Origin of the sequence: Chitinophaga lutea, from assembly GCF_003813775.1 — a bacterium.
Classification (GTDB): Bacteria; Bacteroidota; Bacteroidia; order Chitinophagales; family Chitinophagaceae; genus Chitinophaga; species Chitinophaga lutea.
The window spans coordinates 24851-38456 of sequence record NZ_RPDH01000003.1; the positions used below are offsets into that span (position 1 = coordinate 24851).

The following is a 13606-nucleotide window of genomic DNA, read 5'->3' on the forward strand; positions in this document are numbered from 1 at the left end:
GTAAGTTACGAATTTTAAATTATATTTGTTACAGGTCGTAAGAACCGTCAGTAGAGTGTAATCCCAAAAGTCAGTATCTCCCAACCCCGAAAAATTTCGCTTGTATGCAGGAACGTATGTTTTATGCCGCATTTGTGGGCATAAACGCTTATCCGCAGGGCGCACTGAGTGGTTGCGTAGGGGATGTGCTGGAGCTTGATCTCCTGTTCCGCGAACAGTGCGCGCAGCAAACCGGCATCCGTTACCAGCCTGTATATTATCTGGCCCCCAATGCCGCCGACGCATGGCGTATCGAAGCGCATGAAGCGGCCACCGGTGAAAAGCTGCGGTACGAAGCACCCACCTTTTCCAATCTGTCGACACGGTTATTTACCCATTTTAAAGACGCCGGCGAAGGCGATATCTGTGTATTCTATTACAGCGGCCATGGCTCCCAAACCGAGGCTCCTCCCGTGTTTGACCGCCTCATGATGGAAACGCTGGTGTGTGTGGACAGCCGCGATGAAAACAATCCCGCCGCACGCGACCTGATCGATAAAGAACTGGCGTGGCTGCTCTGGAAAACGTTTTCCGGGAAACCCGCACATGTGTTGGTGATGATGGACTGCTGCCATTCCGGTAATAATACCCGCAGCCTGAAGAATGAAGCCGATGTGCAGTTCCGTTACCTGCCCAGCGACCGTAACAAAATACCTTTTGAGCAATACCTCGGTTATGGCGATGCCGGTTTTTACAGCAGTGAAGGCGGTAAAATGAGCATCAAAATACCCCGTTACGTGCACCTGGCCGCCTGCCGCGACGACGAGAAGGCGCAGGAAACGATGCAGGGCGGGCTTTTCACTAACCGTTTGACCGAGGCGCTCCGCTCCGGCGGTGCTGCCGGCAGCTATCGCCAGTTGATGCAGGGGCTCACCATCAGCGTGGGCAACCGTGCCGAAAGGCAGACCCCCGTTGCGTTTTCGGTGGAAGACGGCGACCTCGACCAGCAGTTCCTTTCCGGCAACATCCGGCCCTACCGTCCATTTTACAACGTGCGCTACAATGCGCGGGAAAAGCGCTGGAAAATTTACGGCGGGGCGATGCATGGGCTTACAACCGGCGATACGCTTCGTGTGAGCGATGGGGAGAAACAGGCGGACGTGGTGTTGCAGGAAGTGGCGGCGGCGTGGAGTTGGGTTGCATTGGGTGGTTTTGATGAAGACAGTACAACGGTCACTGCCGTGTTGGTGCGTTCCGCTGCCGCAGTGATGAAAGTGGGTGTGCAGCCGGCGTTGAAAGACATTATCGCATTGGCGGATATTGAAAAGGCGGACGGGGCAAGCGCATCCCCTTCCCCGGAAAACGCTGCCAGGAAAACGTATCCTTATTTTACGCTGCTGGAAGAAGGCGCTCCCGGTGTGCAATATGTCATCCGGCAACTGGCGGACGCCGCGTATGTGCTGTTGCCGGTGAACGGTGATATGCCGTTGTTCAAACGCCAATCCGACGCGGCGGTGTTCCTGGAGAACGTCAATAAAGTTGGCAGCTGGCTGTCGGCGCTGGAATTGCAGCACCAGGCCGCCGGTCTCTCACAGGGCGATTTTGTGTTCCAATGGGCGGCGGAGCCGGGAGAGGTGCTGCCTGACGGCGTGGCGCTGCGGTATGAAGGCGAACAGTATCCGTCCTTCGGTTTGAGAATATCCATCAATCCTGTTTCCCCGCTGAAGGAATGTTATATCAAAGCCCTGTACCTCGGCAGCAAATATGGCGTCAATACCTCCCTTATCCGCGACGACAACAACAAGCTGACCAACACGCCCGGCAGTTACCTCGATTTGTCGCTCCAGTACCAGGGCAACACCTACACCCGCCTGCCCGTCAGCATCGACGAAAAATATGCGCGGTACAACATCCGCGAAATCACCGATTACCTGAAAATTATCGTGTCCGATACACCCGTGCACCTCGATCAATATGAACAGGAAGAACTGGAGCTGGACGATGGCACGGTTACGCGTGGACTGGCCGTGCCGGGCGCCGTGCGAGGCGCTGCGGCGGAGCAGCCGCAATGGTCGGTGTTCACTTTCAGAGTGATGTGTAAGCGGACACCTGCCGAGCAAACATTGCAGTCCGGCGGCAAGGCGGCATTCTATGCCTTCGATATCGAAGCGCCGGACGGTTTTAAAGGCCGCGTGGTCTTGCAGCCAAAGGAACATACCACCCGCAGTATGGAGCCTGATTTGTGGGGCGCCACGCTCACCGGGGAGGTGCTCGGCGGGCAGGCGCTGCTGCTGTACCCGGAGACGCCCATTCCCGAAGGCGGCGCGCTTAGGCTGCGGCTCAAGCCACCGGCCGCTGCGGTCCGTTCCCTGAAAGACGATCAGTTGGAAGAGATCGTGTTGCCGTATGGTTTTGATCCTGCCACCCGGCAATTCGTGCCGCTGGGGTATGCGGACGATGCAGGGAATATTTTCATCGAACAGTTGCCGGCGTCCGGCGAACGGAGTATTGGCGGGGCGGTGAAGCTGTATTTCAAAAAGATATTCAAACCCAGACAGGTGAACCTGCTGGTGGCGCCACCCGGCCTCAAGGGTAAAGCCACCTTGCTGATACATGGTTTTACCGGCGAAACGCAGAGCATGCGCGAAGCCTGTGCGAACGGGGATGCGCTGCTCACGTACGATTACGAAAACCTGGCCACGCCGGTTGCGCGCACTGCCGAATTGCTGCATACTGCATTACTGGATGCGGGCGTGGGCAATGGTGTGGAGCTGACGGTGGTGGGGCACGGCACGGGCGGACTGGTGGCCCGCTGGCTGGCGGAGCAGCTCAAGGCGCCGTATGTAAAACGCCTCGTGCTCGTGGGCACACCCAATGCCGGCGCGAAACTCGCCGCGCTCACCGCATCGGTCACCGGTATGCTCGCAGACGCCCTGAATTTTACGGGCCCCGTTAAATATGCGATCACCGGGTTGGCATGGTTGCTGAAACATCTAAAACTCCATCCCGCCACCGCTTTTAAGGAAATGCAACCCGGTTCGGAGCTGATGCAGCAAATGCAGGCCTCCGTGATGGCGCCTGGCGTGGAATACAAGATCATCGCCGGCGACGCTTCGCTGATGAAAGGCGGCATCATCGACAAGGCTATTGTACACGTGTTCGGCCAGGAGCGTAACGACCGTGCCGTGACCGTAGCCAGCATGCAGGCCATTCCCGGCCTCGATCTGCAAAACCAGGTGGCCATCGTGCCCTGTCATCACCTGGGATATTTCCGGAAAGAAACCGGCATTCAACTGACTTAAAAATTCATGCATATGCCTAAAGGTTATTCATTGCACATTGGATTGAACAACGTGGACGCAAAAAATTATCCCGGCGTGCCCGCTTTATTCGCAGCTGTCAACGATGCCGTTTTCTGGGCGTCGTTCGCGGCGGAACAGGGATACAAGGGGAAGTCGCTTCACAACGAAGCCGCCACCGCCGAGGCGGTGCTCGATATTTTATCGGGGTATGCCCGCGATATGCAAAGTGGCGACATCCTGCTGCTCACGTATGCCGGCCACGGCAGCCAGCTGCAGAATGAAAAGGAAGACGGTTTCGATCGCGAAAGGAACGATCAGACCTGGTGCCTCTACAACCGCGAACTGCTCGACGACGAGCTGTTCGATGCATTCCGCGCCTTTGCGGAGGGGACGCGCATCGTGGTGGTTTCCGACAGCTGCCATTCCGGAACCATGGTGCGGGCGCTGCCCGATGGGCTCGACCTGAGCGCCCTGCTGGAAGAGGGCCTGAGCCGCAGTATGGCCGCGCGGGGCATGCGCTCGCGCAAGCTGCCGCTGGAAGTGGAGCAGGCGGTGGCGGCCCGCTTCGGTAATTCCGTGTACGCGCCTTTGCAGAAAAAATATCAGAAAACCGCGCAGGCGGAAAACATGAAAGCCTCGGTGAAACTGCTGGCCGCCTGCCAGGATGATCAGACCACCTACGACGGGGAAAAGAACGGCGTGTTCACCGAAGCGTTCATGGAACTGTTCAAAAAGCCCGCGTTCAAAAAGGCTACCGCGGAAACGTTCATCGACGAGATCCGGGAGCAGTATTATTTCCCGCGCCCGAACTTTTTCCAATACGGGGCCATCATCCCGTCGTTCGACCGGTCGTTCCCGTTTACCATCGACATTCCGGATGCGGCGGTGGTGAAGGGACACCGTGCGCCCGAGCTGCAGCCGCAGCCCCTGCGGCGGTCACTCAGTGCGGAAGAGGAGTGGGACCAGGCAAAGGTGAAAAAGAACGCGCAACTCCTCGTTGAGTTCGATACGCCGTTGACCGGGCCTTTTACCGGCGGCGGCGATATGGTGATACTGGAGAACGACGGCAGCTCGTTGCTGCTGGAACTGAAAAACACGCCGCACGAACATGCCTGGAGCGCCGCGCATGCCCTGCAGCAGCAGCTGGCGGCCAAAGGCATCCAGGCGTCCGTAGAGCCCGTGCTGAGCGTAACCCCGGCGCAGGATAAAAGAGCCACGCGCGAAGGAGATATCAACAACCCCGACTATATCCCCGAATGGCCGCCCGCGAAAGCGGAAGGGCATATCGGCTGGCATCTCGATGATGCGCATTCCCAATTGCTGAAGGCGCAGCGCGCCCTGCAGGAACGGCCGGGCGCCCATGTGCGCATTGCCCACCTCGATACCGGTTACATCGCCGGGCATGTGGCGTTGCCACCGCAGCTCGACTACGCCAACCAGCGCAGTTTCGTGAAAAAGGAAGACGGCTCGCAGGCTGTGGATAAACCCGATTCCGGCCAGGACGGGCACGGGCTTGGAACGCTCATATTGCTCGCCGGCAACAAGGTGACGAAGGCCGATACCTTTGATGAATACGAGGGGTATATCGGCGGGATGCCATTTGCCGACGTGATCCCCATGCGTATTTCCGAGTCGGTGGTGATCATGAACGACAGGAATTTCAGCGCCGCGCTCGACTACGCGATCGAAAAAGGCTGCGAAGTGGTGTCGATGTCGATGGCCGGCAAACCCAGCAACAGGATGGCGCAGGCGGTGAACCGGGCTTACGAGGCCGGCATCGTGATCGTGTCTGCCGCCAGCAATTGCTGGTACAAGGGCACCGGCGCCCTGTTGCCGAAATGTGTGATGTACCCCGCCGCATTCGAACGGGTGATAGCCGCCACCGGCGCCATGTACGATCATCAGCCGTACGATGTGGCATACCTGCGTGGCCAGCGGGCTATCAGCACCCAGTATATGCAGGGCTCCTGGGGGCCGGCCTCGCGCATGACGCGGGCGCTGGCCGCTTACACGCCCAATACGCCCTGGGCGTCCACACACCACACGTTTCTGCGGAGCGGGGGCGGCACATCTTCCGCCACGCCGCAGGTAGCGGCGGCCGCGGCCTTATGGATCGCCTATCACAGGGCCGAACTGGAAGCCAAAGGATATTATCAGCCCGGCCGGCAGTGGCTGAAAGTGGAAGCGGTGCGCCATGCCCTGTACAAATCTGCATACACCGGTTTCCCCGAATGGAAAAAATACTACGGCAACGGCATCCTGAGAGCCTACGACGCATTGCAGGCGGGTGTGGCGGATGAATCGGAACTGAGCATGTCACCTTCCGCCGAAAGCTCGCTGTTCGGCATCGTGGAAACCATCGGCGCATTTTTCAAAAGGAGGAAACTCTTCCGCAGCAGCGCCCCCTGCCCGCCAGCCAATGCCCTGGGGCTGGAGTTGCTGCATCTGCTGCAGACGGATCCGCAGTTCTTTGCATTGTTTTCTTCACTCAACCTGCACGATACAACCGCCATGGAAATGCTCCTGAACGATCCTGCATTCCAGGAACAGGTGCTGCAAAGCCCGTATGCGTCCAATTACCTGAAAGAAGCTGTTTTAGCGGCATGACGCCGCAGACGCGTATTTTCATACAAGGACGAACCGACACGCTCCTGCCCGCAGGCCATGCGGGCCTATATCCTTTCCTTCCGCTCCGGTATTACCGAAGGGTGGCGGTACCGGATGCCGTAAGGGCCCCTAACCATTATCATCGGGTGGGCTGACTGCGGTCATAGTACAGGTGGCCGGAAGGCCGCATCTTTGTACTGTTTGTTAGTAACAGCAGTAAGTTTCATGGTGGTGTGTGTAGAGGATATGGTTTAACGGGCGTCACGGCGAAAGTCGTGGCGCTTATTATTTGCAGGTATTGAATTTGTAACCTATTTTTATACAGGAGTTTTTACTGTATTGGGCATATTATGAATACACCGCTTGTACCTGAAATAGAACAGCGCCGCCTGGCTGCGCTCCGCAGCTATGAGATCCTCGATACTTTTCGTGAAGAAGAATATGACAGACTGACGCGGTTGGCCTCTCAGATTTGCGGCATGCCCATTTCCCTGATTTCACTGGTCGATGAACACCGCGTTTGGGTGAAATCCGGCGTGGGCGCCATCGCGCACGTGAACGAAATACCCAGGAACGAATCCGTCTGCAATTATACCATCATGGAACCGCGGTACTTCGAGGTGGAAGATACTTCGAAAGACAGCCGCTTTGCCGATTTTCCGGGCATTAAAGGCCCGGCGCATATCCGCTTTTATGCCGGTTATCCGCTGATCGACCGGGAGGGGCACGCCTTAGGTACGATCTGTGTGCTCGATCACAAACCCAACCACCTTACCGAAGCCCAGCGGGAATCCTTACAGCTGTTAGCCGGTACGGTTGTTTCGCTCATCGAAACCAGGAAAAAGCGCCAGGAGCTCGGCCATTTTGAGCAGATATTCAAATTGTCGCACGACATGATCTGCATCGTGGGCACCGACGGTTATTTCAAACGGGTGAACCCTGCCTTTACCGATGTGCTCGGCTGGTCCGAGCACGAACTGCTGGCCACACCCTATGTGAATTTCGTGCACCCGGACGATGAGGAGGCTTCCCGGGAGGAATTGCAGCGGATGCAGGCCCGGAAAGAACAGACGGTGCATTTCTACCGGCGTTACCGCACGAAAGGGGGCGATTACCGACTCCTGCAATGGGTGGCGAACAGGACGCCCTTTTCCGATATCATTTACGCCATTGCGCGCGATGTGACGGAAGAGCGGGAGCGCGAGCAACTGCTCGAAGCCAGCCAGAACAAACTCAGCTCTTTTTTCGAACATTCCCAGGGCCTGATGTGTACCCACGACCTGAATGGCAAGTTCCTTTCCGTGAATGCCGCCGGGGCTTCGCTGCTGGGATATACGGTCGACGAAATGGAAGGGCTGGGGATTTACGATATCATTCCAAGGGCCCATCATCCCGCCTTCAAAGCCTATCTCGATCTGATCAAAGAAAAAGGACGGGCCAGCGGGCAGATGTCCACCATCCACAAAGACGGCTCCATCCGCATCTGGTATTTCAATAATGTACTGGAGCAGGGTGTGAACGAGGAATCTTATGTGATTGCCAACGCCATCGATATTTCCGAAAGATATTACCTCGAAAAAGACCTGGCCCGCACCAAAGAGATGCTGGAACAGACCAACCAGGTAGCCCGCGTGGGCGGCTGGGTGGCCGAAATGGGGAAGGGGTCGCTGTTCTGGACAGACGTGACCAAGGAAATACACAGCGTGCCCCCGGATTATGAGCCCACCCTCACGGAAGCCATCCGTTTTTTCAAAAAAGGCGCCAGCCAGAACGAAATTGCCCGCGCTATCAACCGCGCCATCAAGGAAGGGAAGTCGTGGGACCTGGAAGTGCAGATCATCAACGCCGACGGGGAGGAAAAATGGGTGCGCGCCCTCGGGCACGCAGCATTCGAGCACGGCGTATGCAAACGGCTGTACGGCGCCTACCAGGATATCGACGAACGGAAAAAAGCCCAGCTTGAAATATCCAATTCCCGCAAACTGCTGAACGATGTGCTGCAGTCGGCTTCGGAGGTGAGCATCATCGCTACCGACGCCCACGGCATGATCACCGTGTTCAATCGCGGCGCCGAGCGCCTGCTGGGATACGAAGCGGCCGAAATGATCGGGCGCCATATGCCCACGGTGGTGCACGACGAAGACGAGGTGCTGGAGCGGGCGGCTGAACTGTCGCACGAAACGGGTGAAAAAATCATCGGCGGCCGGGTATTTACCTACAATGCAGAAAAATACGGCTCCGAACAACGGGAGTGGATATACGTGAAAAAAGACGGTTCGCGCTGCATGGTGTCGCTGGTGATGACGCCCATCCGCGATATCCGCAACAAGATCATCGGTTACCTGGGCATCGCCACAGACATCACCAAACGGAAGCGGATGGAGCAGGCGCTCATCGCCGCCAAATTGCAGGCGGAGCAGGTGAGCAGCGCCAAAACCGAATTCCTGGCCAATATGAGCCACGAAATCCGCACCCCGCTCAACGGCATCATCGGGTTTACCGATCTTGCGTTGAAAACTGACCTCGACGAAACACAGCATCAGTATATCACGGTAGTGAACCAGTCCGCCAATATCCTGATGAGCATCATCAACGATATACTCGACCTGTCCAAGATCGAGGCCGGCAAGCTCGAGCTGCATGCGGAAAGGACCAACCTCATAGAACTGGCTGTGGCCGCTACGGATATCATTTCCTTCCAGGCCCGACAGAAAGGGCTGAAAGTGATACTCGACATCGGGAAAGATATGCCGCAGATGGTCATGGCCGACGGCCTGCGCCTCAAACAGGTGCTGGTGAACCTGCTGGGCAATGCGGTGAAGTTTACCGAAGAGGGAGAGGTGGAACTGAAAATATCCTCCGTCACCCGCGAACGGGACGGTAGCATTACCTGCAGGATGGAAGTGCGGGATACCGGCATCGGCATCCGCCCCGAAAAACAGCAGCGGATTTTCGAAGCCTTTGCGCAGGAAGACGCTTCTACCACCAAACGTTACGGCGGTACCGGCATCGGCCTCACTATCTCCAACAAGATATTGGCGCTGATGGGCAGCAAACTGCAGCTGATCAGCTTCCCCGGATCGGGCAGCATCTTTTATTTTTACGTAACGTTGCAGGCTGATGAAACAACAGACGAATCAATGACACATGCAACGGAAGAAATGCTGCCGCCGGCCGGTACGGTAGATCTTGAAAAAGTTACGACCAGCGTACTGGTGGTGGAAGACAATACGGTGAACATGCTCCTGTCCAAAACCATCATCCGCAAGCTCATGCCCCGGGCCACCATTATCGAAGCGGGGAATGGCCTCGATGCCGTGAAGATCTGCCGGGAGAAAATGCCTGGCATCATCCTGATGGACATCCAGATACCCGAACTGAACGGATACGAAGCCACTTATAAAATCCGCGAAATGGAACGAGGTACCCGCGTGCCGATTGTGGCGCTCACGGCGGGCAATATCAGCGGGGAAAAAGAAAAGTCGATGGCCGCAGGCATGAACGATTTCCTGTCCAAGCCCATCGTGGAGGAGTCGCTGGCGACCATTTTCAGGAAATGGCTGGATGGCAACGGCGAAACCGGGGAGGCGGAAAAAACGCCCGAGGCGATGGAACGGCGCGAACCGGTAAACGAGCAGGCCGTCCCCGATGATGAAAAAGAACATTTCGACATTTCGGTGCTGCAAAACTATCTCGGCGAGGATAACGTAGATCCTATGATATTAAAGCTTACCTGCGACGAGATCGCACAGTCGATGGAGGTGCTGGCCAAACATGTGCGGGAGCAAAACCTTGCCGGCCTTAAAGCCATCGGCCACAAACTGGCCGGCACTACCGGCAGCGTGGGCCTGCCCGCGCTGTACAAACTGGCCAGGCGCCTCGACGGGTTGCAGGAATATAACGAAGCCGACGTGCAGGCGCTGCTGGGGGAAACAACAGCAGAGGCGGCATTGGTGGTGGATATCATCAAAAAACGCATTGAAGGGTAACTATGAAAATTCCGAAACTTCACCTGTGGATACCGGCCTTTAACCGCTTCCTGCTGCTGTCGTGTTTATTGCTGACCCTGATCATACTGCTGCGGGTCGCAGACCTGGCCAGCATCGGCCGTTTGCCCATACCCCTGGCGGAGTTGGCGGGGCGGGCGCTCTGGGCCGACCTGCTCACTTTTTTGAGTATCGTGCGCTGGATAGTATTGCCTTTTCTTTTATTGTATATGTTCGTCGGCAGAAGGGCCGGAGATATTTTCTACATCACGCTGATCGTGCTGTATGTGATCCTCAGCTTTTCGCTGAACCTGTATTTCCAGCAGACCAATGTGCCGCTTGGCGCCGATTTGTTCGGGTATTCCCTGAAAGACATTCAGCAAACGGTGGGTGCGGCCGCAGGCAGCATCCCGAACGGCGTGCTGGTGACGTTGGGAGTGGTCGTAATAGCCGGGGTGGGGGTGATGGTGTTGTTCAGCCGTGGTACGATCAACGGCGACCGCCGCGGTTTCTGGTTTTCGCTGTGCTGCCTGGCATTGCTGGCGGTGCCCCTTTCCCGGAGCCTCACCCGCAACAACCTGCGTTCCGAATTCGCGGGCAACATTGCCCTGAATAAGGCCGGGTTTTTCCTGACCCGGACGCAGCAACACTTTTTCCCGACAGACCTGCCGGAAGGAGAATTTAACATTCCCATGCCGCCGGCCGATTCGCTGGCCCGCCTGGATTATGTGCAGCCGGATAAATATCCTTTTTTACACAGGCCCCCTGCCGGCAATGCGCTGGCGCCCTTTTTCGCCGCCGCCCCACAACGCCCGAACATCGTGGTGGTACTGGTGGAAGGGCTGGGCCGGGCATTTTCCGGACCGGGCGCTTACCTCGGCAGTTTTACGCCCTTTCTCGATTCGCTGGCCGGGCACAGCCTTTATTGGGAGAACTTCCTGAGTGCGGGCGGAAGGACCTTTGCCGTACTGCCGTCGATGATGGGCTCATTGCCCTACGCCCGCAACGGTTTTGCGGAACTGGCGCCGCAGCTGCCGCCGTCGCTCACGCTGCTGAACCTGGCCAAACATAATGGTTACAGCACCCGGTTTCTCTACGCGGGCGATGCGTCGTTCGACAAGATGGATCTGTTCGTGAAAAACCAGGGCGTCGATTCGGTGATAGACAGGGCTGATTTCGGGGAAGGGTATATGGAATTGCCCGTCAACAGCGCCGGTTTCACCTGGGGCTATGGCGATGCGGAACTGTTTCGCAAGTACCTCGCCGTAACGCCGGATTCGGGGCAGCCGCGGCTGGACGTGATGCTGACCGTGAGCACCCACTCGCCGTTTAAAGTGCCGGACCAGGCGCATTACAACCAGCTGGCGGAAGCGCGCCTGCAATCGCTTTCACTCAAGCCCGAACAACTGGCCACGCAACGGCAGTACCTGCCCGTATATGCGTCGGTGTTATATATGGATAACGCGCTACGGGGCTTTTTCCGGGAACTGGTGAAACGGGCGGATTACAACAATACCATCGTGCTGATCACCGGCGACCACCGCCTGCCGGAGATTCCCATGCGCTCTAAAATAGACCGTTACCATACGCTGCTGCTGGTGCATTCGCCATTGTTGCAGCGCCCCGCGAAATTCTCGTCCGTTTCCTCCCACCTCGATGTGCCGGCTTCATTCGCCGCGCTGCTGGGTGATACACCGGGAGAGGTGACCTGGGTAGGCAGCGGGCTCGATACGGCGCGTGAATTCAGGAACGTGCACCAGTATCCGCTGATGCAAACCAAAAACGACCTGGTGGATTTTGTGGCGGGCACCTGGATGCTGAACAACGGCAGCCTCTTCAGAATACTCCCGAACCTCGATCTTGAACCGGCCACCGACGAAGACATGCAGCGCCGGCTGGAAGCGGGCTTCAACAGCTACCGGCAGAAAAACAACCAGTTGCTGCAAACGCGGCAGCTGTTACCGGATTCCCTCTACCAGCGGTTCTCGCGCTGATCAATGAATGAAGTTTTCGTTGCGGGGTTTTTTCTGCCCTGTCATTAAATAAAATGTACGGTGAGGTGCCATGCATGTGGATGAAACTTTTCTTGAGTGCCCTCTGCCGCGTAAGCAGATGAAACGTCCGGCGAGGTGCCATGCTTGTGGATGAAGTTTTTCTTGTGGGTTCTCTGCCGCGTTAGTAAATAAATTGTCCGATGAGGTGCCATGCATGTGGGTGACGCTTTTTTTTGTGTGCCCTCTGCCGCGTAAGCAGATGAAATGTCCGGCGAGGTGCCATGCATGTGGATGAAGCTTTTCTTGCCCGCCTTCTGCCGCGTCGATGAATGAAACGTCCGGTGAGGTGCAGTTCCTGCCGGACGATTTGAAGGATATGGATGTTTCCTCCCGCCAGGCCAATAAATAAAACGTCCGACGAGGCGCATGCCTGCCAGACGCAAATGAATTTGTACCGTATTTCCCTAGAACCTCCTCGCAAGGCTCACTCCCACGTTCACCTGGTTGCCGTAGGTATCCGGCTGGTATTCTTCATAGAACCAGGTGCCGTATACCCCGATGATGTTCTGCCGCGCAAAGGTGCGCTGCCAGGCCAGGTTCAGTTTGTAGGTCATCAGGTTGGTGTTGATCTTGTAGTTGATGTTGTTCCGCTGATCATCCGGTGAAATACCCGTGCCGATGCCCAGCGTGAAATAATCGTCGGCGCCAGCCGTGTAATAGCGGGCCGTGAGGTTGAACGATTTGGAGAGGTTGTTGTCTTCGCCCGGTGTAAGATACGTGCGGAAATTGAACCAGAAATTACTGATGTATTTGCCCAGAGAGGCCGTATACACCCAGGTGGAACTGGAGAAATACAGGTACCGGAAGCCCAGTTCCGCTTCGAAGCTCCGCGGCAGGTTGGCGTACAATGAAAAGCCCGCGCGGTAGCGGGGGAAAATATCGTTCCCGGAATAACCGAACCCTACATAAGAATAGAATGTATTGGAAAAGCGGGGATATGCCTCCACTTCACCCTGCACGCCGCCTTCCCCGAATTTATTGGCGTAGTTCACCCGCCCGATCACGGAGCCCAGCGGCGTTTGCCGGCCATAGCTGAGGCTCAGCATATGCCACGGCTGATCGAAGCGTTTATCGAAATACGTATAGTCGTAACTGAGATCGACCTTGTTTTTCCGCACCTGGTCTTTGATCCCATTGAGTAGGGACCGGGCGGCTGCATTGCCGGGATTGATGGCCAGCAGCCGGTTGGCCGTTTCCGCAGCGCCGTGGAGCTGTTTCAGGTTGGCCAGCACCTTTGCCTTGCGCAGCAGGAGCTCTTCCGATTTGGGGTGGTATTCCAGGCCTTTGTTAACGTGCTGCAGCGCCTCCGCCGGCCGGTCGTTCCAGTACTCCAGATCGGTAATGGCCACATACACATCTTCGTATGCGGGTTGGCGTTCCAGGATGTACCTGAATTCCGTGCGGGCGCTGTCGATTTTGTCGCTCCAGGTGTATACCCGGCCGAGGAACACCCGGATGTCCGAATAGTCGGGGCTTTTGGCCAGCGCTATCCGGCAGAGGCGGATGGCCTCCGGGTAATCTTTCCGGTCGAAAGCCGCTTTCCGGGCTTCCTGGAAGAGCTCGTCGGACGACAGGTTGTCCTGCGCAAACAGGGCGCCGCATAAAAACAAGAGAACAACGGTGGAGAAGATGGCCCTCATCATACGAATAGGATATAGTTATGATGTGCAATATAATT

5 protein-coding genes are annotated in these 13606 nt (G+C 56.8%); 4 read left to right on the top strand and 1 reads right to left on the bottom strand.

Going from position 1 to position 13606, the window contains the following annotated elements; translation table 11 throughout:
• The first annotated feature begins 104 nt into the window (after positions 1 to 104).
• From EGT74_RS23250 to EGT74_RS23265, 4 genes are all read left to right on the top strand, one after another.
• Positions 105 to 3281 (top strand): caspase family protein, encoded by a 3177-nt coding sequence (locus tag EGT74_RS23250; RefSeq protein WP_123849017.1) that lies wholly within the window; start codon positions 105 to 107, stop codon positions 3279 to 3281.
• A gap of 12 nt (positions 3282 to 3293) precedes the next feature.
• Positions 3294 to 5888 carry a S8 family serine peptidase gene (locus EGT74_RS23255; RefSeq protein WP_158618275.1) on the top strand — a complete coding sequence of 865 codons (2595 nt, stop codon included), beginning with the start codon at positions 3294 to 3296 and terminating at the stop codon, positions 5886 to 5888.
• 350 nt (positions 5889 to 6238) lie between these two features.
• Positions 6239 to 9877: a PAS domain S-box protein gene (locus EGT74_RS23260; protein ID WP_123849019.1), complete on the top strand. Its 3639-nt coding sequence runs from the start codon at positions 6239 to 6241 to the stop codon at positions 9875 to 9877.
• 2 nt (positions 9878 to 9879) lie between these two features.
• Entirely contained in the window at positions 9880 to 11868 is a 1989-nt protein-coding gene (locus EGT74_RS23265; protein ID WP_123849020.1) for an LTA synthase family protein, read from the top strand.
• Between the two features lie 464 nt (positions 11869 to 12332).
• Here EGT74_RS23265 and EGT74_RS23270 read toward each other — a convergent pair whose 3' ends face one another.
• Positions 12333 to 13571: a YaiO family outer membrane beta-barrel protein gene (locus tag EGT74_RS23270; RefSeq protein WP_220392959.1), complete on the bottom strand. Its 1239-nt coding sequence runs from the start codon at positions 13569 to 13571 to the stop codon at positions 12333 to 12335.
• Between the last annotated feature and the right edge of the window lie 35 nt (positions 13572 to 13606).

What these genes read in the sequence shown, in the direction of transcription:
- EGT74_RS23250 (WP_123849017.1), top strand. Translation starts at nt 105, where the DNA reads ATGCAGGAACGTATGTTTTATGCCGCATTTGTGGGCATAAACGCTTAT.
- EGT74_RS23255 (WP_158618275.1), top strand. Translation starts at nt 3,294, where the DNA reads ATGCCTAAAGGTTATTCATTGCACATTGGATTGAACAACGTGGACGCA.
- EGT74_RS23260 (WP_123849019.1), top strand. Translation starts at nt 6,239, where the DNA reads ATGAATACACCGCTTGTACCTGAAATAGAACAGCGCCGCCTGGCTGCG.
- EGT74_RS23265 (WP_123849020.1), top strand. Translation starts at nt 9,880, where the DNA reads ATGAAAATTCCGAAACTTCACCTGTGGATACCGGCCTTTAACCGCTTC.
- EGT74_RS23270 (WP_220392959.1), bottom strand. Translation starts at nt 13,571, where the DNA reads ATGATGAGGGCCATCTTCTCCACCGTTGTTCTCTTGTTTTTATGCGGC.